Source organism: Pseudoalteromonas piscicida, from assembly GCF_002208135.1.
GTDB lineage: Bacteria > Pseudomonadota > Gammaproteobacteria > Enterobacterales > Alteromonadaceae > Pseudoalteromonas > Pseudoalteromonas piscicida_A.
In genome coordinates this window covers 3,549,574-3,576,571 of the sequence record NZ_CP021646.1, presented here as the reverse complement: position 1 = coordinate 3,576,571, position 26,998 = coordinate 3,549,574, and the positions used below count along the sequence as shown (strand labels likewise).

General features: G+C 43.6%; 24 protein-coding genes, 1 pseudogene and 1 riboswitch. Of the genes and pseudogenes, 17 read left to right on the top strand and 8 right to left on the bottom strand.

Features of this window, described 5'->3' with window-relative positions; genetic code table 11:
* Positions 1-34 precede the first annotated feature (34 nt).
* Positions 35-1,182 (bottom strand): annotated as a pseudogene (gene argE / locus B1L02_RS16430) (acetylornithine deacetylase).
* Between the two features lie 176 nt (positions 1,183-1,358).
* On the opposite strand from argE, the gene argC reads away from it, so the two are divergent.
* From argC to B1L02_RS16395, 8 genes are all read left to right on the top strand, one after another.
* Complete coding sequence (gene argC, locus B1L02_RS16425; RefSeq protein ID WP_174694584.1) at positions 1,359-2,369, top strand: N-acetyl-gamma-glutamyl-phosphate reductase; 1,011 nt, start codon at positions 1,359-1,361, stop codon at positions 2,367-2,369.
* Positions 2,366-3,145, top strand: a complete 780-nt coding sequence (argB, locus tag B1L02_RS16420; protein ID WP_088531882.1) for an acetylglutamate kinase — start codon at positions 2,366-2,368, stop codon at positions 3,143-3,145. Before argC ends, argB begins: the two co-directional genes overlap by 4 nt.
* A gap of 9 nt (positions 3,146-3,154) precedes the next feature.
* A complete protein-coding gene (locus tag B1L02_RS16415; protein ID WP_088531881.1) occupies positions 3,155-4,075 on the top strand; it encodes an ornithine carbamoyltransferase in 921 nt (306 codons plus the stop codon).
* 11 nt (positions 4,076-4,086) lie between these two features.
* Positions 4,087-5,298: an argininosuccinate synthase gene (locus B1L02_RS16410; protein ID WP_088531880.1), complete on the top strand. Its 1,212-nt coding sequence runs from the start codon at positions 4,087-4,089 to the stop codon at positions 5,296-5,298.
* A 14-nt stretch (positions 5,299-5,312) separates the two neighbouring features.
* Positions 5,313-7,178, top strand: a complete 1,866-nt coding sequence (gene argH, locus B1L02_RS16405; protein WP_017218422.1) for an argininosuccinate lyase — start codon at positions 5,313-5,315, stop codon at positions 7,176-7,178.
* A 177-nt stretch (positions 7,179-7,355) separates the two neighbouring features.
* Positions 7,356-7,514, top strand: coding sequence for a hypothetical protein (locus B1L02_RS24050; protein WP_017218423.1), 159 nt, complete (start codon positions 7,356-7,358; stop codon positions 7,512-7,514).
* 66 nt (positions 7,515-7,580) lie between these two features.
* Positions 7,581-8,036: a hypothetical protein gene (locus B1L02_RS16400; protein ID WP_223191948.1), complete on the top strand. Its 456-nt coding sequence runs from the start codon at positions 7,581-7,583 to the stop codon at positions 8,034-8,036.
* A 70-nt stretch (positions 8,037-8,106) separates the two neighbouring features.
* Positions 8,107-8,622, top strand: a complete 516-nt coding sequence (locus B1L02_RS16395; RefSeq protein ID WP_088531878.1) for a zinc metallopeptidase — start codon at positions 8,107-8,109, stop codon at positions 8,620-8,622.
* Here B1L02_RS16395 and B1L02_RS16390 read toward each other — a convergent pair.
* Both B1L02_RS16390 and coaD read right to left on the bottom strand, forming a co-directional pair.
* Positions 8,594-9,952: a capsule assembly Wzi family protein gene (locus tag B1L02_RS16390; protein ID WP_088531877.1), complete on the bottom strand. Its 1,359-nt coding sequence runs from the start codon at positions 9,950-9,952 to the stop codon at positions 8,594-8,596. The genes B1L02_RS16395 and B1L02_RS16390 overlap by 29 nt on opposite strands.
* Positions 9,949-10,431: a pantetheine-phosphate adenylyltransferase gene (coaD, locus tag B1L02_RS16385; RefSeq protein WP_088531876.1), complete on the bottom strand. Its 483-nt coding sequence runs from the start codon at positions 10,429-10,431 to the stop codon at positions 9,949-9,951. Before coaD ends, B1L02_RS16390 begins: the two co-directional genes overlap by 4 nt.
* 185 nt (positions 10,432-10,616) lie before the next feature.
* Between coaD and B1L02_RS16380 the strand changes: the two genes are divergently transcribed.
* Positions 10,617-11,273, top strand: coding sequence for a TetR/AcrR family transcriptional regulator (locus B1L02_RS16380; protein WP_010374241.1), 657 nt, complete (start codon positions 10,617-10,619; stop codon positions 11,271-11,273).
* A gap of 218 nt (positions 11,274-11,491) precedes the next feature.
* Entirely contained in the window at positions 11,492-12,949 is a 1,458-nt protein-coding gene (gene thiI, locus B1L02_RS16375; RefSeq protein WP_088531875.1) for a tRNA uracil 4-sulfurtransferase ThiI, read from the top strand.
* Between the two features lie 269 nt (positions 12,950-13,218).
* Here thiI and B1L02_RS16370 read toward each other — a convergent pair whose 3' ends face one another.
* Positions 13,219-14,121, bottom strand: a complete 903-nt coding sequence (locus B1L02_RS16370; RefSeq protein WP_088531874.1) for a ketopantoate reductase family protein — start codon at positions 14,119-14,121, stop codon at positions 13,219-13,221.
* Positions 14,114-14,386, bottom strand: coding sequence for a VanZ family protein (locus tag B1L02_RS16365; protein ID WP_010374238.1), 273 nt, complete (start codon positions 14,384-14,386; stop codon positions 14,114-14,116). Before B1L02_RS16365 ends, B1L02_RS16370 begins: the two co-directional genes overlap by 8 nt.
* A gap of 230 nt (positions 14,387-14,616) precedes the next feature.
* Between B1L02_RS16365 and B1L02_RS16360 the strand changes: the two genes are divergently transcribed.
* From B1L02_RS16360 to B1L02_RS16350, 3 genes are all read left to right on the top strand, one after another.
* Positions 14,617-15,099, top strand: coding sequence for a YajQ family cyclic di-GMP-binding protein (locus tag B1L02_RS16360; protein WP_010374237.1), 483 nt, complete (start codon positions 14,617-14,619; stop codon positions 15,097-15,099).
* A 354-nt stretch (positions 15,100-15,453) separates the two neighbouring features.
* A riboswitch (cobalamin riboswitch) is annotated at positions 15,454-15,700 on the top strand.
* Positions 15,701-15,734: 34 nt separating this feature from the next.
* Complete coding sequence (locus B1L02_RS16355; RefSeq protein ID WP_088531873.1) at positions 15,735-17,597, top strand: TonB-dependent receptor domain-containing protein; 1,863 nt, start codon at positions 15,735-15,737, stop codon at positions 17,595-17,597.
* A gap of 160 nt (positions 17,598-17,757) precedes the next feature.
* Positions 17,758-18,735 (top strand): hypothetical protein, encoded by a 978-nt coding sequence (locus tag B1L02_RS16350; protein WP_088531872.1) that lies wholly within the window; start codon positions 17,758-17,760, stop codon positions 18,733-18,735.
* Between the two features lie 41 nt (positions 18,736-18,776).
* On the opposite strand, the gene msrA is transcribed toward B1L02_RS16350, so the two are convergent.
* From msrA to B1L02_RS16335, 3 genes are read right to left on the bottom strand one after another with little or no spacing between them, the layout of a single operon-like run.
* A complete protein-coding gene (gene msrA, locus B1L02_RS16345) occupies positions 18,777-19,310 on the bottom strand; it encodes a peptide-methionine (S)-S-oxide reductase MsrA (protein ID WP_088531871.1) in 534 nt (177 codons plus the stop codon).
* Complete coding sequence (locus B1L02_RS16340) at positions 19,310-22,408, bottom strand: efflux RND transporter permease subunit (RefSeq protein ID WP_088531870.1); 3,099 nt, start codon at positions 22,406-22,408, stop codon at positions 19,310-19,312. The genes msrA and B1L02_RS16340 overlap by 1 nt, the downstream gene beginning before the upstream one ends.
* Positions 22,409-22,414: 6 nt before the next feature.
* Positions 22,415-23,467: an efflux RND transporter periplasmic adaptor subunit gene (locus B1L02_RS16335; RefSeq protein WP_088531869.1), complete on the bottom strand. Its 1,053-nt coding sequence runs from the start codon at positions 23,465-23,467 to the stop codon at positions 22,415-22,417.
* A 213-nt stretch (positions 23,468-23,680) separates the two neighbouring features.
* On the opposite strand from B1L02_RS16335, the gene B1L02_RS16330 reads away from it, so the two are divergent.
* The 4 genes from B1L02_RS16330 to B1L02_RS16315 are packed head-to-tail and all read left to right on the top strand — an operon-like array spanning position 23,681 to position 26,970.
* Positions 23,681-24,400 (top strand): DUF2982 domain-containing protein, encoded by a 720-nt coding sequence (locus tag B1L02_RS16330; protein ID WP_410477289.1) that lies wholly within the window; start codon positions 23,681-23,683, stop codon positions 24,398-24,400.
* A gap of 22 nt (positions 24,401-24,422) precedes the next feature.
* Positions 24,423-24,755, top strand: coding sequence for a hypothetical protein (locus B1L02_RS16325; RefSeq protein ID WP_088531867.1), 333 nt, complete (start codon positions 24,423-24,425; stop codon positions 24,753-24,755).
* Positions 24,756-24,770: 15 nt separating this feature from the next.
* Positions 24,771-26,456 carry a DUF1566 domain-containing protein gene (locus B1L02_RS16320; protein WP_088531866.1) on the top strand — a complete coding sequence of 562 codons (1,686 nt, stop codon included), beginning with the start codon at positions 24,771-24,773 and terminating at the stop codon, positions 26,454-26,456.
* A 10-nt stretch (positions 26,457-26,466) separates the two neighbouring features.
* Positions 26,467-26,970 (top strand): DUF1566 domain-containing protein, encoded by a 504-nt coding sequence (locus B1L02_RS16315; protein WP_088531865.1) that lies wholly within the window; start codon positions 26,467-26,469, stop codon positions 26,968-26,970.
* Positions 26,971-26,998 lie beyond the last annotated feature (28 nt).

The window sequence follows — 26,998 nt, the reverse complement described above, 5'->3', positions numbered from 1 at the left end:
AGGGCGCTCGGGTGAGCGCCCTTTCTAATTATGATTAAGCAAAGCAACTTTCTCTTATTAGTTGTTTAATAATATCCTGACTTGGCTGGATTTTTTCCATTGCTAAAAACTCGTTGGGTTGGTGTGCTTGATTAATCGAACCCGGTCCCATAACGATAGTTTCGCAGCCTAGCTGCTGTAGAAATGGTGCTTCGGTGCAATAGTTTACAGCAATTGCTTGTTGTCCTGACAGGCGCTCAGCCATTTTCACTAAAGCAGAATCCGTTGAGCCGGTAAAAGCAGGAATGGGTTCGTGCATATCTATAACTGACACACTATTTGGATAATGTGTGTTGATGGGGCCACAGCTGCGGTGAGCATGGCTTGTAGTTCTTTGATGCTTAAACCAGGCAAAGGGCGCATATCAATATGTAGTTCACAACAGCCACAAATACGGTTGGCATTGTCGCCACCATGAATGTGTCCAAGGTTTAGAGTTGGGTAAGGAATAGCAAAATGCGGAGTTGAATATTTATTCTTTAATTCTTCTCTTAATTTTAATAAATTTGCAATCACCTGATGCATGATTTCAATGGCATTTAAGCCGCGCTCCGGATCTGAACTATGGCCTGAGCGACCAACGATACGGATGGCGGTCGTCATATGACCTTTGTGGGTAAATACCGGCACCATATCCGTGGGCTCTCCGATAATACAGCGCGCCGGTTTCAAGCTTGGATGTTTAGCAATTTCCTGAGCGCCAGCCATAGTGGTTTCTTCATCGGCGGTGGCTAAAATCATGATAGGTGCACTTTGCTGTAATTCATCAAGCTCTGAGATTGCATTTAATACAAAAGCAAAAAAACCTTTCATGTCAATGCTTCCAAGACCATATAATTTATTATCTTGCTCGCTTAATTTAAAAGGATCAAATTGCCAGCGGCTATCGTCGAATGGCACGGTATCCGTATGGCCGGCCAACATTAACCCACCATCGCCACTACCTCGCCTTGCAATTAGATTATATTTTCCTTTTGCATGTTCAAGCTCTGTTACTTCAACGGTAAACCCTAACGTTTCGCACCACTGTGCGAGTAGATGGATCACATTCTGATTGCTCATGTTGAGACTTTCTTCTAATGCACTGATAGATGGCGCGGCGATCAGTTGCTGATACATTTCCATAAAAGCGGGTAATTTCATAAAAATTCCTAAAATACTTATTCAAAGTTCTTGCATAAAAATATAAAGATGTTTAGAGTGAATATCAATTCACTTTTTTAGCATAAATATATTTTGGAACAGCAATGCGACGATTTGACTTCAACAACTAGCAGAACCAATCCAAATCAAACTTTTTTAATCTTGAGAACACTATGTTGAAAGTATCTATAATCGGAGCGAGCGGCTACAGTGGCGCTGAGCTTGCTAAGCTGGTTGCCAAGCATCCTGCCTTCACACTTGCGCATTGCTTTGTATCTGAGCAAAGCTTAGACAAACACAAATTCATCAGCGATTTATATCCAGAATATTCGGGCTTGCTAGATATTGAGCTGCAACCCTTAAATGAGCAAGCTTTTTCATTGATAGAGCAATCATCGGACTATGTGTGTTTATGCACGGATCACAAGGTTAGCGTGGAACTTGCACCGGTATTTTTACAGATGGGCAAACGGGTTTTTGACCTATCTGGAGGTTACCGTTTATCTAGCAATGAAGACTACGAAACTTACTACGGTTTTTCTCACCCACATCAAGACTGGTTAGCGCAAGCGCAATACGGGTTAGCTGAATGGTATGGCGATGCTATTAAAACGGCAAAGTTAGTGGCGGTCGCGGGCTGCTATCCGACTGCGGCACTCAATGCACTTAAGCCATTACAACAAGCTGATCTGATAACAGAGCAGCCAGTTATCATCAATGCTGTTTCTGGTGTTACCGGCGCAGGAAGAAAAGCGAATGTCGCCACACACTTTTGCGAAGTATCTCTTGCACCATACGGTTTGTTTACGCACAGACATAGTCCAGAAATAGAAAAATACCTTGAACACCCAGTGTTGTTTACGCCGCATTTAGGGAATTTTAAGCGTGGTATCTTGGAAACGATCTACGTCACTCTGAAAGAAAATGTCACACCAAATCAAGTCGATGCCGCTTACCAGGTGCTTGCCGATGAGCCGCTGATCAGGTTAAAGGGGAGTCAACTTCCATCAATCAAAGCCGTTGAAAATCAACCTTTTGTGGATATTGGTTGGCAGCAAAAGGGCAATCAACTGATCGTGGTTGTCGCGATTGATAACTTGCTTAAAGGGGCTGCAGGCCAAGCATTACAGTGTATGAACTTGGCGGCGGGACTTGAGCATTATCAAGGTTTAGGAGTATCAGCATGAGCAAACAAACTTGGGTGATAAAACTAGGTGGCGCGGTGTTGAATCAAGAGGGTGCAGCGCAAGCATTGTTTTCAGCTATCAAGCAAATTCAACAGGATGCACCACACAAGCAGTTTGTGATTGTTCATGGTGGCGGGGCGCTGGTTGATAAGTGGCTGACCGATGCCGGTTTTGCTACTGCAAAACATCAAGGATTGCGGATCAGTCCGCAAGAGCAAATGCCCTATATTGTTGGTGCACTTGCAGGCTGTGCTAACAAGCAACTGATGGCGGACGCCATTACCGCCACGCTCAAGCCCGTTGGGCTGTGCTTATATGATGCAGGGTTTACCACAACTCAAAAACTAAAAGCGCTTGGCCGTGTGGGTAGCTGTGAAGCGAGTGTAGGTGGCATGCTTGAAGCAGTGTTGGAGTTTGATAGGTTGCCTGTTGTTAGTTCAGTAGGTATTGGCGCTGACGGCCATTTATACAACGTGAATGCGGATGAAGCAGCAGCTGCTATCGCCAGTAAACTTGGTGCAGAACTTATTTTTATGACTGACGTTGAGGCGGTACTTGATGGCGATAAACAGCCATTAAATCAACTTAACGCGGAACAGATTTCAACGTTAATCGCGCAAAAGGTCATTCTGGGCGGGATGGAGGTCAAAGTTAAGACCAGTCTTCACGCTGCCCAACACTTACGACGAGGGGTGTACATCTCTAGCTGGCAAAAGCCAGAAAATTTAATTGCGTTGCTCAATGGTGAGCACGTAGGTACACAAATTCTGCCGTAGGAAAACATCATGACTAAACATTTTTTAACTGGTTTGGAATTAGACCAAACTAACGTTTTAAACTTATTAAAGCTTGCAAAAAATATTAAAAATCAACCGCAAGAATATAACCAAGCCTTAGCTGGCAAGTCGATTGTCACGTTATTCGAAAAGCCGAGCTTAAGAACGCGGCTATCGTTTGATATCGGTATCCACAAATTAGGCGGCCATGCTGTGTATTTAGATCAGCAAAATGGCGCAATGGGGGCGCGTGAATCCGTAAAAGATTTTGCGCTTAATATTTCGACTTGGGCCGATGGCCTTGTGGCTCGTGTAAATCATCATAGTACGCTTGAGACGCTCGCTGAGTTTTCGTCTGTGCCAGTTGTGAATAGCCTATGTGATTTATATCACCCTTGCCAAGCGTTGGCTGATTTTCTCACCTTATTTGAAACTTACGACGATGTCAGTCAGATCAAAATCGCTTATCTCGGTGAAGGCAACAACGTAACGCATTCATTAATGTTGCTTGCAGCAACATTAGGCACTGATTTTGTGGCGGTTTGTCCTAAAGGCCATTCGCCAGATGCACAGATTGTAAAGCAAGCTGAACAAATTGCGGCGGTAAATGGCGCCTCGGTCCTTGTCAGTGATCGGGTAGAAGCGGCGGCTGGCGCCAATGTGCTCTACGCTGATACTTGGGTTTCGATGGGGAATAAAACACCACTTGAACAGGTGAAAGACACCTTTATGCCATATCAAATCAACCAACAATTGGTTGAGGCTTGTGGCGCACAAACCATTTTGCACTGCCAGCCAGCACATCGTGAGTTTGAAATTACTTCTGAAGTGATGGACGGGCCAAAGTCAAAAATTATTCAACAAGCTGAAAACCGCATGCATGCCCAAAACGCATTGCTGGTATCGCTGTTAAACAAAGATTACGTTTGAGGTTAAAGAACATGAGCAAGATTAAAAAAGTGGTACTGGCTTACTCTGGTGGATTAGACACATCAGCGATTGTGCCATGGTTAAAAGAGAACTACGGTTGTGAAGTTGTCGCCTTTGTTGCCGATGTAGGTCAGGGTGAAGAAGAACTGGTTGGGGTTGAAGAAAAGGCAATCGCATCAGGTGCCTCTGAGTGCTATATCGTCGACTTAAAAGAAGAAATGGTTAGCGACTACATTTATCCAACTCTTAAAACTGGCGCTATCTATGAAGGGACATATTTACTGGGTACTTCGATGGCGCGTCCTATTATTGCCAAAGCTCAAGTAGAAATCGCCCGTAAAGTTGGCGCGGATGCACTTTCTCATGGTTGTACAGGCAAGGGGAACGATCAGGTGCGTTTTGAATCTTGCTTCTCAGCGCTTGCGCCTGACCTTAAAGTGATTGCACCATGGCGTGAATGGTCACTATCAAGCCGTGAATCACTGCTCGACTATCTGGCTGAGCGTAATATCCCTTGTGCAGCCTCTGCTACTAAAATCTACAGTCGTGATGCCAATGCTTGGCATATTTCTCACGAAGGTGGTGAATTGGAAGATCCATGGAATGAGCCAAGCGGTCAGGTTTGGACCATGACTAATTCTCCAGAAGCTGCACCGGATCAGCCTGAATATGTGTCGGTGTTAATCGAAAAGGGTGAAATCACCGGTGTTAACGGTGAGCGTTACAGTCCTTATCAGTGTCTAGTTAAGTTAAACGAGATTGCAGCGCCGCACGGTGTTGGTCGTGTGGATATCGTTGAAAACCGTCTCGTCGGCATGAAATCTCGTGGCTGTTATGAAACACCGGGAGGCACTGTGATGATGGCTGCGTTACAAGCGATTGATGAGCTGATCTTAGACAAATCTTGTCGTAAATGGAAAACCGCGCTTAGCGAAGAGTTTGCACACTTAGTTTATGATGGTCGCTGGTTTACCCCACTGAAAGATTCAATTCTAGCTGCTGCAGAGTCATTCGCACAGCAGGCAACTGGCGAGGTGGTACTTAAGCTTTATAAAGGCCACGTACATGCAGTGCAAAAGCAATCAATCAATAGCTTATACAGCGAAGATTTTGCCACATTTGGTGAAGATGACGTATATGACCAATCTCATGCGGAGGGATTCATTCGTCTATTCTCACTATCTAGCCGGATAGCGGCGTTAAACAAGCAAAAGCAGTCTTAAGGTAGGAGAGCGAGATGGCATTATGGGGCGGCCGTTTTTCATCAGGTCCTGATGAGGCATTTAAGCAATTTAATGATTCTCTGCCATTTGATTATCAATTGGCAGAGCAAGATATTGTTGGCTCTATCGCTTGGGCGGGTGCGCTAAAGCAAGTAGAAGTATTAACTGAAAGCGAACATCAGCAGATCATCGCTGCGCTGAAACAGCTTTTGGATGAAGTGATTGCTGATCCGCGTAGTGTAGCAACTGCGGGACATGAGGATATTCATTCTTATGTTGAAGCTAAACTTATCGACAAAGTGGGTGATTTAGGTAAAAAGCTGCACACAGGTCGAAGCCGTAACGACCAAGTAGCCACTGATTTTAGACTGTGGAGTCGTAAAACTGCGCAGCAACTGCTTGTGGCACTGAGTTCACTCAAGCAAGCTTTGGTTACACTTGCAGAGCAGGAGCTTGGTACTATTTTACCAGGCTACACCCATTTACAGCGTGCTCAGCCAGTACTCTTTAGTCATTGGTGTATGGCTTACGTTGAGATGATTGAGCGCGATGAGTCGCGCTTAAATGATGCGCTTGAAAGGTTAAATGTGTGTCCACTTGGCTCAGGTGCACTCGCGGGGACTGCTTATCCTATCGACCGTGAAGTGTTGGCCGTTAACCTTGGCTTTAGAGAAGCCTCTCGTAATAGTTTAGATGCGGTCTCTGATCGTGATTTTGTGGTTGAGCTACTCAGTTGTGCGTCTATTTCAATGATGCATTTATCTCGTTTTGCTGAAGATTTGATATTTTACAATTCTGGTGAATCTGGATTTATTGATCTGGCCGACAGCGTGACGTCCGGCTCATCCTTGATGCCACAGAAAAAGAACCCTGACGCCTTAGAGCTGATCCGCGGCAAAACTGGCCGAGTTTTTGGTGCCTTTAGCGGCATGATGATGACGCTTAAAGCTTTGCCTTTGGCCTATAACAAAGACATGCAGGAAGACAAAGAAGGCCTATTTGATGCCATGCCAACTTGGCTTGCGTGTATTCATATGGCTGAAGCATGTGTTAAAGGCATTAAGGTTAATGGTGATAAAACGTTAGCGGCGGCAAAAGGTGGTCACGCCAATGCAACTGAGCTTGCGGATTATCTCGTTGCTAAGGGAATACCGTTTAGGGAAGGCCACCACATCGTCGGTGAATTAGTGCAGTTGGCTATTAGTAAGGGGCAAAACCTCGAGGATCTGAGCTTAGAAGAATTCCAGCAAGTCAGCGCTGTAATTGCAGAGGATGTCTACCCTGTACTCGAAATTGACGCTTGTATTGCCGCTCGTAAAGCATTAGGCGGCACTTCATTGCCACAAGTAACTAGTGCCATTAAAACGGCAAAAAAAAAGCAAAAAATCTTAGTACGTGATGCCAATTTAGATGATGTTGAAGCCATTGCAGGATTGATTCAATACTGGGCTAAAGTAGGTGAGAACCTACCGCGAGCGAAAAGTGACATGATCCATAGTATCAATGAGTTTGCGGTAACTGAGGTCGATGGCAAAGTGACCGGGTGTGCATCTTTGTATATTTACGACACTGGGCTTGCTGAAATTCGCTCTTTGGGTGTAAATCCCGAAAGCGAAATAAAGGGACAAGGGCAACTTTTAGTCGAGCATTTACTGGTGAAAGCCAAAAAATTGGCACTCAATCGTATTATTGTGCTAACTAGAGTGCCTGGCTTCTTTATGAAACAAGGTTTTAACAACTGTACCAAAGATAGCTTGCCTGAAAAAGTGATGAAAGACTGTGAGCTGTGCTTGCGTAAAGATAACTGTGATGAAATTGCGATGGATTTCATTATAAAACAAACATCTAGCTTAAGTATTCCATGTAAATTTGTGGCTTAACACTAAGCTTTTATAGAATCAGAAAGAGCGCTAGTAAGCGCTCTTTCTGTATGTAAATCAACCGATTGAATTTGTCTCAATGAATATTGGCATACCCTGTGCTTAATTAATCCCGATAATTTTTAGATGACTCACTTTTAGAGTTAAGACTAATTTGTAAATATTGAGGGAAATTTCATGATAAGAACAATCCTAGCGAGAAAAAATCAAGCTAAAACAACTGGTCAAGTAAAGTCGCTTTCTGATAAGGTAATTCAATCTGGAAGTAAACTTGAGATGGTATCTGGCGCACGTGGAAGTGTAATTACTCCACCTGGGTCTAAAGATCCGCACTAATGATTAATGTTAATTTATGATTTTTTTGGTATGAGTATAGGAGCCCTTGTAATATGGGGCTTCTTGATGGCTTCATTACTACATTTATTTTTTTATATACTAAAAGTCCAGAAAAATTTACAGCTACTCGTCGCTTCTATCCTGTTATTTACCTCCTACTTTGTAAGTGATTTTATCATTGTTTCTGATAGTTACAACACAGCTATTCACGGGATATTTGCTTTGTTTGATCTCTTTACTTTGTTAGCTCTTTTTCTTGTCACTTATACATTTTTTAAAGATGAAAAGCTTGAGGTCGGCGTTTTATATACCATGATAGGTTTGACTGTTAATACTGTTATGTTCTTCTTTATGTATATTGATACATATGTTTATGAAAATGTAACACGCTGGTTATTATGGTATTTGTACTCATATATAGTGATTTCTGTGGACTTTATTATGGTTACTTCTCTATTAGTCAATAAAGATTGGTTAGGTATTAAATGGGCTATAAGTAAGGTGAGAGCTAGGGTAGCTTGAAGTTGTGGTCGATTTTCACTATTTGTTTTACTTGTTTCTTAGTAGTTTGCACTCATGGATTCTACTTTTTGTGGCACTCTTTAACTTTGTTCGAGCGACTAAAAACCCTAAATTTAAGCAGCTCAGTGGCATTTCATTTCTCCTCGCAGGTTCATATTTTCTCACAATACCTACATTTTATTTTTGTGAGTCAAAAGGCTGGTTAACTGGTACAGCGGGGTTCTATGATCTTTCAATTTACTTTATATTTTTATTCTTAGATATTTCTACAATACTTTTGTTAGTAAAGCTATTTAAGTTTCCTGAGTATCGACTGACAAAAGTAGTGAAATTCTATACGATAGGTTTTTTAACTGTAAACTCACTTCTTTTTGCTTTAATTATAAATGAGGATATTATTACTAATCACCGAGTGGATAAAGATTATCGTGATTGGGTTTACTGGTTATACACTATCGGAATGTATATAACCGATTGGCTTTTAATTGTAGTTTTGCTTATTCCTAAGGACTTTCTTGGATTATACGCCATAATAAAAGAGCGGCGATGGCCGCTCGTTAAAACTGATATTCCACGCTCAACGTGAGTGCTGCGTGGCTTTCGCCTTCTTCCTGAGACTTATCTTGCCATGCTTTTACGCCTATTTTTGCAAGCGCGCCAAACACGCCTTGTTGGTAACCGAGCTCAAGCTGGTTTCGTTCAACGTCTAGTGTTTCAAATTCAACTCGTTTTAGTTTGGCATAAGCACCAATGCCATCTGTGCTGAAGTAATCTAACGCGAGGGTGAGGTTTTTAGCGTCCAATCCCGAGCTTGCTCCAAGCCAGAGGTCGCGCTCACTGTAATTCGCTGAATCCACGGCATTATCTCTTGGGCAAAGCGCGAGCTTTAGCTTGTCTTTACAATCAATGCTTGTATCTGAGTATTCAATAAAGCTCTTGAGACGATAGTCTTTCCCACCCCAAAAGCTTTCAATACCTAGGGTGTACATTGGATTGCTTGGTAATGCACCACTGTCGTTATTGCCTGCAAACTCACCGTATAAAGCGAGCGGTTGATTAGCTATCCGAGTGGAATATTTGAAGTCAACGCTGGTGAGTCGTTGCGTTTGCTTTTCGCTTTCAAGGTTTTGCTGCTGATAAACAAAGTCGCTGGATGTTGTACTAAAGCCAAGTTCTAGCCCTTGAATTGGAAAGACAGCCGCTCTAAATCCCCAAAAATCGCCATCCTTTTTACTGGCTATATTCGGGCGTTGTTTTGCCATAATAGCCGTCACTTGCCAAGGGCCAACGAAAGAGAAAAAACTCGGTCCAATATAGTTATTATTGGCACGACTTAAACGAACCGCCTTCATTGGCGCTGCGTTGTTTGAAAGCATTAGCGCATTTTCGTTGCTCGGTCCCCACCAGTAACTGAGTCGCTCAGCGCTGAGAGACCAATTACCAAACAGCACTGCAAGGTGGCTGCCGTGGTGATTAACGTATTTTCCATCTTGGCCTTCATCTGCGTAGTTAACCGCAACTTTGGCGCTAACAGCACCGCCAGTAATAACGCCATAAGTACGTAAGCCAGAACGTTCATTTTGACGTTCACCAAAGCCTGTTGAGCGCTCTTCAGCACCGTTAAAATGTGCTTTTACACTACTGTATCTTTCTCTTTTTGCTTGTTTTAGTGCATGGCGTAAATGTGCCAATGCAAAGCTTGCGGTTTCAGAGAGATTTCTGTCATCAATAGCGGCAAGGTCATTAACAATGCCGCTCCACAGCAGAGGATATTGATTAACTGGACGATTTATCACGCCTTCTGCAACCAATAAATCTATGCTGTGTTTAAGCTCACTTTGCGACACCTCTATCCAAGGTGAAGCGTGCGCATAAGTACCAACCAATACGGCTAGGGATAATAAGCACTTTTTCATCCGTGTAGTTTTTCCTCTAAAGCTTTGGCAACCAGCGGATGAACAAACTCACTGACATTGCCTTTATGAAGTGCAACTTCTTTTACTAAAGTTGACGAGATAAATGAATTCTTTTCAGATGGCGTTAAAAAGACGCTTTCTAAATCGGGATGTAAACGGCGATTCATATTAGCCAGCTGGAACTCATAATCAAAGTCAGACACCGCGCGAATGCCGCGGATCAGCACGTTGGCTTGTTGCTCTTTCGCTAAATCAACTAACAATCCTGAAAACCCAATCACCTTTACATTTTTATGTGACTTTAAAATTTCTTCAGCCAAAGCAACACGTTGCTCTAGTGAGAAACAAGGCTGTTTATTTGGGTTATGGGCAATTGCCAAGATCACGGTATCAAACATTTTTGCTGCACGTTTGATTAAGTCTTCATGTCCATTAGTGAGGGGATCAAATGTGCCTGGATAGAGGGCGATGACTTTCATAAGCGTAACTATGTTGAATTTTTTTCTATGGTAACAAGGTTTTTTTGAAAAAACACTGGTCAGCTTTGTCGGATCTAAGCTTATCTAGAGTTAAAATTAGTGCTATTTTTTTACATGGAGCGCGAAATAGCCTAGTAACCCTAGCTATAGCGCGACCACGTTATCAACAAAGATAGAGAATCGTAATGAATACCAAGGAAAAAATAATACGTACCAGCATCGCGTTATTTAATTTGCATGGAGAGCGCGCGATTACGACAAACCATATAGCGTCCAGTTTGGGGATTAGCCCTGGCAATTTGTACTATCATTTTAAAAATAAAGAAGACATCATTCGGCAAATATTCGCGCTTTACAGCGAGCATTTAAATACGCACTTTAAGCCACTGGAGCAGCACAACGAACCTCTTGAGCAGCTAACTCAATATTTAGACTCCTTGTTCGACCTGATGTGGCGTTATCACTTTTTCTACGACAACCTGACAGACATCTTGGCTCGTGATGATGAATTGAAAAAAAACTACATTGCTTTTCAGTCACGCTTACTTGAGCAAGTTAAAGCGGTAGTAATTGGCCTAAGAGATACGGGCGTGATCACCATAGATGATGACGATGCAAAAGAGCTCGCGCATATGCTGAAAATGACCGTTAGTTTCTGGACTCCCTATGTTAAAGCCAGAAGAATGACAGGCGTACTTGAGCAACAAGATATATACAATGGCATTGTTAAAGTTCTGATGATTTTTAAACCTTACGCGACGCCCATGAGCGCCCCGAAAGTGGCACAACTTCAGCAGCATTATCAAGCACTAGCTGAGGCGAGCTTACCGAGTATTGCTTAGCCTTAAATAAGTAAGCGGGTCTTTTGCTTGGGTGAGCCCGGGCAAAAGGCTTTGTAGAGCACAAAGGGAAAAGGTTTGTTTATTTCCTAATCGGCTCTGAGTTTGATATACTCGCGCGCCCGAACTGTCCTCGGTCAGTGTGCGCCACGATAAAGTCCGCTTAGGTCAAATCAGTGCGTCATCGCAACCGATAATCGATCTGTAGTAGAGTGACTTTTATGCTTAAATTTATCGTCAAATTACATCCCGAAATTGCTATTAAGAGCAAATCCGTCCGTAAGCGTTTTACCAAAGTATTAGAGAAAAACATCAAAATGCTGTTGGTTCGCGTTGACGAAAACGTAAAAGTTAAAAATAACTGGGACAATATCTCAGTGACAAGCCTGTTAAGTGACGAGAAAGCCCGTCTTGGTCTGATCGACCACCTTAAACGCACGCCAGGTATTGTGCAGTTTATTGAGGTGCAAGAAACACAGTTCGACACGCTTGATGATATCTACCAACAAACGATTGCTTTGGTTGAGCCATTAATCAAGGGCAAAACGTTTTGCGTGCGTGTAAAACGCCAAGGTAAGCATGAGTTTACTTCAAGCGACGTGGAGCGTTATGTTGGTGGCGGTTTAAACCAAAATGTAGAGGGTGCCAGCGTAAGACTGAAAAAACCTGATGTGACGGTTAAAATCGAAGTCAAAGACAATAAAGCCTACATCGTTCGTCACCAGCACTTTGGTCTAGGTGGCTTCCCACTACCAACGCAAGAAGACGTGCTATCTTTGGTTTCTGGCGGATTCGACTCCGGTGTTGCGACTTATCAAATGATGCGAAAAGGCGCGCGTACGCACTTTTTGTTCTTTAACTTAGGTGGCGCAGCCCACGAAATTGGCGTTAAGCAAGTAAGCCACTACTTATGGAAACAATTTAGCTCTACCCACAAAGTTAAATTTATTACGATTGACTTTGAACCGGTTGTTGCAGAAATTCTTGAGAATATCGAAAGCGGACAAATGGGCGTGGTACTAAAGCGCATGATGATGCGTGCAGGTGCTGTAGTCGCAGAGCGTTTAGGGATCCCTGCACTGGTAACTGGTGAAAGTATTGGTCAGGTATCGAGTCAAACCTTGGCTAACCTCAACGTGATTGACCGTGTTACAGAGATGCTGATCTTACGACCGCTTATTCAACACGATAAAGAAGAGATCATTCGTATTGCCAGAGCGATTGGCACCAACGAAATGGCAGAAGCAATGCCTGAATATTGTGGTGTGATCTCTCAAAAACCAACGGTAAAAGCACAGCTTCACAAGATTTTAGCGGAAGAAGAAAAGTTTGACTTTGATGTATTGAATACAGTTGTAGCTAACGCGACGGTAAAAGATATTCGTGACATTGAAGTTGAAGCAAAAGAAGAAGTGAAAGAAGCGGAGTCGGTAAGTGAATTACCAGACAATGCGGTGGTATTAGATATTCGTTCTCCAGAAGAGGAAGATGCCAACCCTCTAGAGCTAGATGGCGCACAGGTGATCCACTTACCTTTCTTTAGATTAGCCACTAAGTTTGGCGACTTACCACAGGACAAAGAATACTACTTGTACTGTTCGAAAGGCGTAATGAGCCAGTTACAAGCACTTATTCTGCATGAAAATGGCTATGCTAACGTCAAGGTGTACCGCCCTTAGAATAAAGCATGTTAACAAGCGTTGGGTGAGACTTTAGGATTTACCCAACGTACGCTTTTGTGGGGAGGTTATAGGTTGCCTGTTATTGCTTATTTATCCCTGCTTATTTGTTTACTAGGTATTTTTTGTAAGTCTCACTATTCATATCAAAGCGCGTCCACGCGCTCCTCGTTCATTCTTTTAAAACGACGCTCCGACATCATACTTAATCCCTAATTCGCTGTGTAAATAGTTTTGTGGGAGGCGGTTTACCCGCCGAGAAGTTAAGCTTATTGTCGCGCTAGCTGCCAGCGCTTATTCACTTCCTCGAGTAACTGTTGATTAAACGGCACATCGATATTTTGCTTCGCTGCTAGCTCGCAAATATACCCGCACATGGCGTCAATTTCTGTGCGTCGATTATTCGCGAGATCTTGATTCATTGAAGAGCGATTGTTTGCAGTTTGCGCCATTACGGTGTAAGCAAGCGTGACTAGCTCGCTAAGCGCTAAGTTTACGCCTGTACTTGCAGCCACTAGTTGTACTTCATTCATTAAATTAAGGGTTTGGGCTGCGTATTTGGGCTGTCTTAACTGACCATTTGCGACTTGCTCCAATGCACTTAATGGGTTAATGGCAATATTAACCGCCAGCTTTTTCCAAAGCGTTGGCATGATATCAAACGTGGTTTGGGCATTTTCAAATGTGCTAAACAGTTGCGAGAATACGCGCTGGTAGTGGCATTCAGCTGGTGAATTTAACGGCCCAAACCAAGTTGCACCTTGTCCTGTATGGTGCACAGTGTCTGCGACTTTATAGCCCGCAATGGATGTGCTTAAGAAGTAGGCGGATTGTGTTTTTTCAAGCGCTGCTAACTCACCAGACCAATCTACCATGCCATTATGACTAAGGATTAGCGTGCCATTTTTTGAAAGTGCAGGGCGAAGCGCTCGGAGTGCTTCGATGACTTGATATGCTTTAACGGGAATGATTATCGTATCTATACTGCTGGCAGGGAGTTCTGCAAGTGTTTTGGTGCTGCATGGGATGGTTTGTTGAATACTTGCTGTTTGATAGCGATAGGTCGCCGCGCGTTTATTTCGAGTGATCAGCGTAATTTGATGAGATTGACTAAGGTGCTGGGCGAGCAGTAATCCTATCGCCCCCTCACCTAAAATATGTATGTTAGCCATGTTTTCTGTTGCGCCAACTTGCCCAAATATAAAATAGAACAAAATAACTGACCGCACCGGCTAAATCAGCTAAAAAATCAGCGGTAGATGCTTGGCGATACGGCAGTGTATGTTGCATCCACTCAATTCCTGCACCATATAAGGACAGTAGCACGATGTGTGTCCATACTTTCACTTTAAAAGCATGATGCGAGATGAACGCAAGTACAAAAAAGACACCAAAATGCGCCACTTTGTCGATATTTGGAAACAGCTTTGGAGACAAGCTAATTTCCTTTGCGAATAGCACAGTACATATAATTAAGGAGATAATCAAAAGAGCTTTATAAACGCGCCGTGTCACAATACATCCTACTTCTGTATGACTAAGCGAGCAGTATACCATCGAAAACTGTCCATTGGGTGAACATCCTAATAAGCTGTTTAAAAACTTAAAGTAACTCAAATTAAGCATAAACTGCTATAATCGAGCCAAAATGACTTTAGGAGAGAAGCATGCCTTCATTTGATATTGTATCTGAAATTGATATGACAGAAGCAAAAAATACCGTAGACAACGCGGTTCGTGAGCTTGATACGCGTTTTGATTTTCGTGGCGTAGATGCGTCAATCGAGCTAAGCGGTGAAATGATCAACCTCAAAGCGGAAGCAGAACAGCAAGTTATGCAATTGTTCGATATGCTAGTGGGTAAAGCGGCAAAGCGTGGTCTTGATGTAGCAAGCTTCGAGTTAAAAGATATTGAGCGCTCTGGCAAATACGTATCGCGTAAGGTGGCGTTAAAGCAAGGTATCGACAAAGAGATGGCGAAAAAACTGGTTAAGCTGATTAAAGACTCAAAAGTTAAAGTTCAAGCATCAATTCAAGGCGATACGGTACGTGTAACGGGTAAAAAACGTGACGATTTGCAAGAAACTATGCAATTAGTTCGCACCGGTGAGCTTGGTCAGCCATTTCAATTCAAAAACTTCCGCGACTAGGGCCTGTTGACCTTTCAAGTTTGTTTTTGCAGCAGTTTGATTGGTATTTATGCAAGGCAGAGCCTGCGTAGCATAGTTATTCTATGTAAGTTAGGCGATAATACAGTAGAAATGCCAATCAAGCGCTGCCCTTTGGGTTCCCCTGAGTGCGCTTTGTTCATTGTTGCTCAACTTTTGCCTAGATTACTAGGCGACAAGTCGAGCGTCGCGATCAAAACACACTCAGGAGAACAAAAATCAAACAGCAAAGGTCAACAGGCCCTAGTTACGCTTTCCTTCGTTCCAAAAGTGCATAGATGGCACTTTTGGATTTCTAGACGTCCATTGACAATCATTCCGAAACCCAAGACAATAGCCTCGCATTTTCAAGGTGCTGTACACAACCTAGTGTGGTTGCTAAGTGTATAGATAATCGGGAAACTGGTGCGAACACAAGGGAACATCTAATTGCGTTAATCAATAATAAATTGAGTAAGACAGTTTATTACACGTGGTTAGTTTGGATCGGTTCTATGCCAGCGCTGCCCCCGCAACGGTAGAGTGAACTGCCAATCTGCAGATTTACTGAGCCCGGAGACCGGCCTTGAAACAGTCACTTTGTGTTCTTGTACGGTGGGTACAAGTTAGGGGAAACCATGTTAAATAAAACTGCTCTAAGCGCGGCGATAGCGACGGCGCTCTCTTTTTCAGTATTTGCTGATCAAAATGTTGAACATATCACTGTTACTGCCAATAAGTTTGAACAATCTCTAGAAAGCGCATTGTCTGCCATTACGGTTATAGATCGTGCTGAAATTGAAAAAAGCAATGTTCAAGATGTCGTATCGCTACTTGATAATGTCGCTGGTATTCAAGCGGTTAGAAACGGTGGCTTTGGCCAAAGCGTGAGTTTATTCCTACGCGGTAACGATGCTAAGCATACGCTAGTGTTAATCGATGGGGTTCGAGTGACGGATGCAAACTCCGGTGATAATTCGCTCACTAATTTACCACTTAATAGTATCGAAAGAATTGAGATCATTCGTGGTGCCAAAGCTGCGATTTATGGTTCAGATGCCATTGCTGGCGTGATTAATATTATTAGTCGCGAAGGGAATAACAATACTATCGCGCTTACGACAGGGAGTAACAATTACTCCAAGACCGAAGCGACGGTGAATTACAAAAAAGACAAGTTTAGTATTGCAGCTAATGCGGGTTACACCCATACCGATGGCTATGATGTGATAGAGAAAGATCCTGAAGCTGCAATCACAAAAAACCATGACCGTGATGGATATTATAACGGTAATGCCGGTTTAAATGTGCAGTATGGGGATGAAGAAAGCGGCATTTTTAGCTTGCGTTCACAATACAGTGAAGGAGAGGGGGAGTATGACTCTTTTGGTAGTGACGCTTACCGTTTCCATAACTACACTAATAAGTTGGCGTGGAAAAGACGTACTGACAAGTTTAGCCAAAGCGCGTCATACAGCTTAGGTAAAGAACAAAATGTTCAGATCGGTAATAGCGCCGACGACAATGCTTATGTCACTAAACGCAGCCAATTTGAATATCAGTCGCAATATAGTTTAACTGAAGCTTTGATCTTCACGGGTAACTTTACCTTTTTGAATGAAGATGTTGGTGATTCTACCGCCTCTTTTTCAGAGCCTGAGCGTGATAACTTATCTTTAGCACTTGGTGGGTTTTACAATGACGAAAATTGGCTAGCAGAGGTTGTACTGAGAACGGATGATTATGATTTTCATGGTCGTGCAAACACCTATACGGTCGCTGTAGGCAAGCAACTCATAGATGGCCTGAGTGTTAAGTTAAATCATGGAACTGCTTTTAGAGCACCTTCTTTATCACAGGCATTTGTGATTGATAGTCCTTACTATTTACCTAACCCAAATATTAAGCCGGAAGAAGCTACTAATAACGAAGTTATTGTCACATGGAGCGGCAAAAACTTCCGTGTGGAAGCTGCGGTATACGATAATCGTATTACCGATAAAATCGTTTATCAGCAAAATGATAAATGGAAATATATCCCTTACAATGTTCAGCGTGCCGACTTTGAAGGTGCTGATTTTTCTATCGAAATTGAAGATAACTTTGGTATCGAGCATACGGTAAATGCGAGCTATGTGAGTGCGAAAGACGCTGACACCGACAAGCAATTGCAGCGCAGAGCGAGACGTACCTTAACTTATTCAGTCAGTAAAGAGTGGGAAAATGTCGACGCAACCCTGACCTTAGTTCATAGAGGTAATCGCGACGATAAAGTATGGGGAGCTGAAGGTGCATATACAGTGACTTTACCGTCATATACGCTGTTTAACTTAGCTGCTAACTATACGTTTTTCGATGGATTCAAGTTAAATGGCCGAATTGAAAACTTAACCGATAAGCGTTATTTCAATGCCACAGCGGGCGAAGCAAAAGATGGCTCTTTACTGGGTTATAAACCTCCAGGCAGACAAGCCTACGTTGGCGTGAGCTACAGCTTCTAATACGTTAACAGCTTTTCAATACCCAAAGTGATCCATCTTGAGTAATGGATCACTTTTCATATTTATCATTTAGTTACATTACATTTGTAACTGGTGTTCTGCCTTATATGTGGTTGATAATAGATTTTATTTGTATTATTACTACCTTAAGGAAAAGAACATGAAGTCACTATTATTTGGGTTACTCACGCTTGGGATTGTCACATCAGCACAAGCCTCACTACCTAAAAACCAGCTTGAACCTCAATTTTCGACACAATCAATGACGGGCGATTTCGCTTGGTTTAACGCGCCATCGCAAACCTGTAGTCGGATCCGAAGCATGATGTACTATCGTCATCCTGGCAACGACCACCTAACGCCTATATCTGTGCCTGTGATTTATACCGGTGGCGAGTGTTGGTCTACTGGCAGGACAACGTCTAGCCAAGGTCCAAAGGAAATGTATACGCAGGTTTCAGATATCATTCATCAGCAATTTTCGAATGTGGAACATAACTACAAAGAGTTGACGACTGATATTGTCAACAATATTGCCGCGCAATCTAGTTCAAATAAAGTGAGCCACACCACTAGCCTCTACGGCACCATGCATATGAAAATCGCAGGTAGAGTCGATGCGCAAAATAAAGTGCCGGTGCTGATCGATGGCTTCGATCTGAAGTCTTACGCTAAGTTTCGTAAGAAGCAGCTTGGAATGAATATTTATATCCATGTCTATATTAACAACGAAAATGTCACCATAAAAGGTAAGTATGATGTACGTACCCAGCAACTTGAGCTGGATCCTTTAATTTCTAGCTTTAAGCCTGTGGTGACGACAAAAGTAGAGTTGCCGTGGATCCTCGATTTGATAGACACCTTGACTCCGGGGATTTTTGACAAGCTTTATACTGAATTTAGCCGTATTGTGATTGATGTGTTTGAGTTCTTAGGTGTGGATATGAGCGAAGATATTCCGCAGGTCATTAAACACAACGCACAGTTAATCAATTCAGGTGTGGTTCCGCTTAAAGGCTTAGATACCTTAAGACCTGGTGATACTGCGAATCTAGAAATGGAAGTCATGCGTGGGCATTTGCGGATTAAAGATGGCCGCACTAGCTTTTATGTATTTGCTATACCTATGTTGCCGTAAGCCGTGTGCCGAACGCAATCTACTGCGTTCGGCAAACAAGTTTAGTGCTTTAAATTTGCCGCAAAATGGCTTTCAAATTTTGCAATTTTAGGGGCAATCATCACGCTGCAATAGCCTTGATTTGGGTTTTCAGTGTAATAATCTTGGTGATAGTGCTCAGCAGGATAAAACTCAGGGGCTGGGCTCACCTCCGTCACTATCTTTTCACTCAACTGGCTTTGAAGCTGAGCAATACAATCTTGGGTTTGCTGCTGTTGCTGCTTGTCATGATAAAACACCACACTGCGGTACTGAGTACCAATATCGTTGCCTTGGCGATTCAGCTGTGTTGGGTCATGCAGCGTAAAAAACATATCAAGCAAAGTATCAAAGCTGACAATATTGGCATCAAATTGTAGCTGTACCACTTCTGCATGGCCACTGTCTCCTTGACATATCATTTGATAGGTTGGGTTGTCTGTGTGGCCTCCTGCGTAACCTGATTGCACTGACTCAACGCCATTGACGCGACGAAATGCCGCGTCAATACACCAAAAACAACCACCACCAAAAGTTGCGGTTTGTAAATTCGCCATTATACCTCCTGCTCAGGATGTTGTTTCGACTGCTCTTCCAGACGTTTTGTTGTCTCTTCTGGAGATTGCGTCTTCTTAGCTAGTAAAGTATAGGCAGTTGGGATAACAAACAAGGTCAAAATGGTGGCAACGCTAACACCGGCAAAAATCACGACACCGATCACCATGCGGCTTTCGAACCCAGGGCCTGTTGCAAACACAAGCGGGATAGAGCTCATCACGGTCGTTAGCGAGGTCATAATAATAGGTCTTAACCGCTGTGCTGCGGCATCAACAATGGCTTGTTCGAAGGCGATGCCTTTGTCGCGCAATTGGTTAGCAAATTCTACGATTAAGATACCGTTTTTGGCACTAAGGCCAATCAACATCACGATACCAATTTGGCTATAAATGTTTAGCGTGCTGTCGGTGATAAATAACCCATACATCGCACCAACTAAACCCAGCGGTACAGTGAGCATGATAACCAGTGGATGGACAAAGCTTTCAAACTGTGCGGCTAATACCAAGAACGTAACGGTGAGCGCCAGAATAAACACATAGGTCATCGCTGACGCGCCTTCATAAAACAGCTGCGACTCGCCCTTGTAGTCGATGGCACCGTCGATATCATTTTCTTCGGCGGCAACTGTATTTAAAAAGTCGAGGGCTTGTTCTAGTGTATAGTCGCCAGCGAGGTTTGCTGTAATAGTGATTGCGCGCATACGGTTGTAGCGGTTTAATCGAGAAGCCGTGGCCTCCTCTTTTATGGTGATCAAACTGTCTAACGGCACTAGCTCATCGCTACGAGATTTCACATAAATATCAGAAATATTATCTGGGGCAGAGAAATCGGCTTTGGTGCCTTTTAAGATCACATCGTATTCTTCACCGCGGTCAATAAAGGTGGTAACACGACGTTGTCCCAGCATGGTTTCGAGCGTTTGACCAATGGCACTCACCGACACGCCCAAGTCTGCGGCTTTGGTTTTATCAATGCTTATCAAAAACTGTGGGAAGGTTTCTTTGTAATCGTGATCGAGGCGAACCAGTCCTTTATTTTCACGTGCGCGTTCTAGAATGCGATCGCGCCATGCGGCCAACTCGTCATAGTCGTTACCTTGCAGTACAAACTCAATGGGGCGTGAGTTACCGCCGCCGCCAATACCACGGCGCATAATAGCAAAGGCGCGAATATCTGTAACATCCTGCATTTTACCGCTGATCTCATCCATGACTTCCCAAGTAGAGCGTTTTCGCTCATCCCAGTCTGGCATGCCGATAATCGCAACACCGCCTTGACCACCCCAACCAGGCACGCGAATAAGCACGCGGCTAAGCTCCTCTGAGTCTACATAAGGAAGCAGTCGCTCTTCAATTTTTGCCATATTTTGCGAGTTATTTTCGTAGCTTGCCCCTTCTGGGCCATTCATCATAACGAAGAAAGTACCACGGTCTTCTTTTGGTGTCAGTTCAGACGGGATCTGTTTAAACAGGCTATAGCTGGTAAAGCCCGCCAGTGCCAACATCACAATCAGGCTGTATCTACGCGATAAGTTGTCTTGTAAAACTCGACGATACCCCTGTTCAAGTCGACCAAATTGACGGTCCATCCACTGACTAAAGCGGTTTTCTTTATTGCTTGGTTTTAATACTTTGGAGCAAAGGGCTGGAGACAAGGTCAACGCGGTAATACTGGAAAACAGCACTGCAGCACTAACAGCAAAGGCAAACTCGGTAAATAGGGCACCAATACGACCATCCATAAAGACCAAGGGAATAAATACGGCAACCAAAACCAGCGTTGTTGCAATGATGGCAAAGCCTACTTCACGCGCGCCACGGTACGCTGCCAGTAACTTGGGTTCGCCAAGCTCGATGCGGCGGTAGATATTTTCAAGCATTACAATGGCGTCATCGACCACAAGGCCGATGGCAAGCACGAGTGCAAGCAGTGTCAGCAAGTTGATAGAATATCCCATGGCCAGTAAGAACATAAAGGTTGCAACTAAGGCAACTGGCACGGTAACAGCAGGGATCAGCGTAGCGCGGATATTGCCAAGGAAGATGTAGATGACGAGTACCACCAACGCCATGGCAATCGCAAGTGTGCTGTATACTTCAGCAATGGACTCACGGATAAAAATAGAAGAATCGTAGCTGTCTTCTATGGTAGTGCCTTGAGGCAGGTTGCGTTTTATTTTTTCAAGCTCTTTACGGGCATTGTCGACCACTTCTAGCGTATTGGCTTTGGCTTGCTTTACAACGCCAAGGCCAATCATATTTTTACCATTACCACGGAAGGTACTTTCGTCATCAGCGGCTTCAAGTACCACCTGCGCAACCTCACCAAGTCGCACCAAATAGCCTTGTTCGCCACGCTTAATCACTAGGTTGTCAAAGTCTTCTTGCGTTTTATAACTTCTGGCAATGCGAACAGAAAAATCACGGTCTACGGATTCTATTTCACCTGCGGGTAACTCTACGTTTTCTCTACGTAGCACTTGTTCAATATCACTACTGGTGACCCCACGAGCGGCCATCGCCTTTCGATCTAGCCAGATCTTCATGGCGTATTGACGTTCACCGCCAATACGCACATTCGATACGCCATCAACAACCGCCAAGCGGTCAACGATAAAGCGTTGGGCGTAGTCCGAAAGCTGCAAGGTATCCATGGTTTCGCTGTTGAGTACAAACCAAGCGATAGGGCTTTCGTCGCTGTTTGATTTCGATACTTCAGGCGGCCTGACTTGCTCTGGTAATCTATCCAGCGCACGAGAAACGCGCTCTCGCACATCATTTGCGGCAGCGTCGATGTCGCGATCGATATTAAATTCGATCGTGATATTAGAGCTACCGTTGCGGCTACTGGAGTTTATGCTTTTAATACCTTCGATCCCCGAAATCCGGTTTTCTAGTACTTGGGTGATCTTGGTTTCTACAACTTCCGCTGACGCACCTGTATAGTTAGTGCTTACACTGACTATCGGGGTTTCAATATCAGGGTATTCGCGCAGAGGTAGCATAGTGAATGCCACTAAGCCAAATGTTAGCAGCAGTAAGTTAATGACGATCGCGAAGATCGGGCGCTTAACCGCCGTATCAGTGATTCTCACGTCGTCTTACCCCTTTACCGCAACTTTTGAGCCTGAGCGGATCTTCATGGCGCCTTCCGTGATCACTTGTTGTCCCTCTGTCAGCCCTTCGTCAATCGCCACCCAGCCGCTAAAGCGAGTTTGCAGGTGTACTTCGCGTTGCTGCGCTTTACCTTGGTCGTCAATGACAAATACAAAGTGCTTATCTTGTCTTGGAATGATGCTTTTTTCTGGCACCACAAGGGCTTGTAATCGAGCCAGTTCAAGTCCCATATGTAGCAGCATTCCTGGGCGGAGTTTATGATCTAGATTGGTGAAGCTCGCTGTCACTCGTACCGAGCGAGTTTGTTCATTAATACGCGGATCAATATGAGAAACCTTACCTGAAAATACCTGCTCTGGATAAGCTTCACTTTGTGCATTCACTTGCATGCCAAGCTGTAGTTGCGCTAGGTATTTTTCTGGGACCTGAAAATCTACTTTGATGATACTAATATCGTCTAACGTGGTAATCACAGTACTGTTGTTAACGAAGCTACCAATGGAGATATTTCGAGTACCCAATAATCCATCGAATGGAGCATAAATGGTCATCTCAGCGAGTTTTGTTTTGGTGGCTTCCAATTGTGCGGTTAAGGTATCCACCTTCGCTGATTGCGCTTCTAGTTGAGAGCGAGCTGCCGATTGAGTTTTTGCAAGATCTTTAAGACGGTTTAGTTGTCTAATTTCTTCTTTTAGCGTCACCTTCAGCGCTTCGATATCGAGTTTCTCTTCCGCATCACGCAACTGGACTAGCTTGTCACCTTTTTTTACTACGTCTCCGTCATCGAAATATAGGGCTGCCACATAGTCGCTTTGGGCGCTACTCACGTTGATTGCTTGATTTGCTCTAGCGGAACCAATAGAGTGAACAGCAATAATACGCTCCTCTTTAGCTACAGTATGAGCTTGAACGGAGGTTACGGGTGTCGAGTTGCCACTCATTTTGCCTTCCGAGGCTGGTAAATATAAATAGCCGCTGATGACGACTAGCACTACAATGATAAAAGGAAACAGTGCTTTTCCTGATTGATGACGCATAAAAGTGACCCAGATTATAATTTGTCTCTAGTTTACAAAATTAAAGGCTAACAAAGTCGACGGCATATCCTGTAAATTTGTGCATTAAACGAAAATGTAATTCAATTTAAGTGTTTGTACCTAAATTAAATATTATGAAAAGCAGTCATTCATGTAAACGGTGTATCACAATACGTAAATTAGTCGCATGGGCGATCATCATGTACATCTTTTATGTCTGGTATACCCATGCTTGAAGCAAAACTACGTGCAACCGCTGATCGAAATGGCGTTGAATTTATGCTGGTTGGTGCAATTGGATTGGTTGTTATCATGCTTTTTGTCAACTTGCGTGGTACTGCTATTACTATTGTAGAAATATTTCTTGCCAGCGCCATGTTAGTGGCTATTTTTGTTGGCTTTCTCAAAAGTCAGCAACCATACTTTAGTTTATACATTACAGAACAAGAGCTTAGGTATGTGCATAAATATGGAGCTTGGCCGCTATCCATTGTAAACTTCCACTCCAGCGGCATTCCCAAAGTTCAACAAGGTGTTGAAACACTTGAGTTAAATGCAGTTGGTATTAAACTTAATGATATTGATGCGTTTTTATTAAATTTAACACCTCGACTTGCGGGTAAATTATTGATCGAGCAGCGGCATATTTTTTTACAAGCTGTTAAAATGCATTGCGAAAATGGCAACTGCCCATCTGAATGGTTGATAGAAGAAACCGTTTTTCGCTCCAAGGCGGGAAAGGAATATACTGGTTTAATGGCAATGTTTGCAAACCGGATGGATAATTTAAAGACAGTGACGGGATATGATTTATTGATTCCCGCGACTGCCTTAGACAGGGATATTTGGCAATTTTCAGTCATGTTAAACCGCTGGAAACTTAACCCTAAAGAGGTGGTAAAAGCATTGTTAGAAGAACAAACCACCTACTGAAGATGTAACAGGATACACCAATATGAGCTTAGAAACGGCCTATATTAAAAGTGGGCGTAATACCATTATTCACAAAGAGAAGAAGTTAGATCTTGTGATTGTGAATGGTGAAACACACCCAAAAATCAAGGTGACTGCAAATGGTTTGGTGCCTTTTAAGGAAGAGCTGCCTAGAAATCGAAGAGAGGCCAAAGAGCGTTACTTAGAAGTCGTCCACGTTTCGAGTATTGATGTATTTGGTGAAGTAAAGCGGTTGTTGTTTATTCAGGCTTTAGATGGTCGAGAATACAAAATAGATTACAGTAAAGTTGGCACTAAGTTGTTTGTGCGGATACATCAAGATAGTTATCTATAATTCACAAGGAATAATATGAATGCATTCAAGGGAAGTTGGGTTGTACTTGCGTTAATATTAACGGGTTGCGGTGGGGGCTCTGGTAGTGATGAACCGAGTCAAGTCAGCGCGTCGGTTAATGCGGGTGCTGATCTTCAAGTGACCGAAAAAACAGAAGTCACCCTGAATGCACAAGCATCACCTGCAGGCGGTACCTTTAACTGGCAGGTGATCTCTGGTGCTAACATCAGTGAATTCCCAATCACCGAGCAACAAGCAGCTTTTGTTGCGCCGGATATCAAAGCCGATGTCAATTTACTCATTCAGGTCGATTATGTTGCGCCTGACGGCAGTCTTGCAAGTGACCAAGTGACGGTTGCTGTCAAATCTAACAATCAATTACCCATACCAAGTATCAGCCAAACCGCACCGGAAACACTGCCAGCCAAATATAAAGATACTATTACCCTTAGTGCCGCAGGCTCTTCCGACCCAGACGAAAATGGACAAGTGGTTGCTTATCAATGGCAGCAAGTAAGTGGTCCCACAACAATACAGCCTACAGGTTTGAATACGGCTACTTTATCTTTTGTACATCCATTATTGGCCACTTCTCTGTCATCAATCTGGCAGTTGACGGTTACCGATGATGAAGGCGGACAAGCCAGTACCCAATTTACCCTTGGGCTACTAGCGCATTCGAGCGTAGTAGTGGCAGATGCAGGGAGCGACCAGCAGGTGCAAGAGTTTGATGAGGTCAAGCTTGATGGCTCAAACAGCGACACTGTTTCCGGTCAGAAACAGTGTGTATGGCGACAAGTGACGGCGGGCACTCAGGTTGCGTTGAGCTCTGCTACTGGGTGTTCAACAACCTTCGATGCTCCCGATCAAAATATTTTGTCGCAAGTGGAATTTGAGCTGACGGTTACTGACTCGCAAAACCGCTCTGCTACCGATACTGTGCGCATTGATATCGAGAAAAAGCCATTAGGTAAACTAAACGACAGTGGCCAAACAACGTGTTATAACAATACGGATGTGATCACCTGTAGTATGACGCAGTTTACGGCTCAAGATGCGCAGCGTGGACGTGATTATTTTGCCACTCAGGTGGCGAAAGAGGGCAGTGGTCGAGCAGGTTTTGACTTCACCAAACTAAATCGCTTTGCGGATGAATTGCCTGATGACGCTACGGACTTTGCTTGCGTTCGTGATAACGTCACAGGGCTTATTTGGGAAGTGAAAGAAGCAAGTGCAGGTACATTACCAAACACTTCTTCTCGTAACGCACAAAATAGTTATACCTGGTATGTTGAGGTAGACGGAGCGGTTGCTGAGGGGAGTGTGCAGGCCGCAGCAAATACAACCTGCCCACAGGATAGTCATTGTGGTATTCAAGCTTTGATTGATGAAGTGAATAATCCTGCCGTTGGAGAGCAAAGTTACTGTGGTGGTAACAATTGGCGCTTACCGACTTATATGGAACTACTTGGACTACTAGATTACGGCAGTGCAAGCTCTGCTGTGATAGATGAAGCGCTTTTCCCTCACTTACCTAGCACAACTACACTTGGTCATCGCTATTACTGGACCTTGCAGTCGAGTTTAGATGGTACTGGTAGCATGCTTAGAAGGGCTTATGTCATCGACATGGATACGGGCAATGATTTTGCAGTAGAAAAGTCTAGCAGCGCATTTGTTAGATTAGTAAGGAACCCTTAGGGAGCGTCGTATGAAGATTATTGCAATTACATTATTCATGTTGTCATTTTCTGTTGTCTGCCAGGCGCAAACTTGCGTTGGTACAGGTTCTAATACCAGTCGCTATACGATAAACAGCAACGGCACAGTGCTTGATAGTCAAACGGGACTAATGTGGCAACGCTGCAACTTTGGGCAAAGTTACAACGCTACCTCTCAAAGCTGTGAAGACAATGCTCAGCAACTCACTTGGCAACAGGCATTAGTGGTTGCCAACGAAGACGATTTTGCAGGATTTACAGATTGGCAAGTGCCTAATGTTAAAGAGCTTGCCAGCATTGTGTATCACGAGTGTGTGACTCCAGCGATAAACATAACGGTATTTCCAACGACCAAAAGTAATAATTACTGGTCGGCAACGACTCAGACTAGCGAGCCTCAGTTTGCTTGGGTGTATCAGTTTGCGGATGGTAAAAATAATCCAACCATTAAAACCGCGGATGCCTTTGTCAGATTGGTGAGATACTATCAATAGCCCTTATTTCCTGCTGCTTTTGATGCTA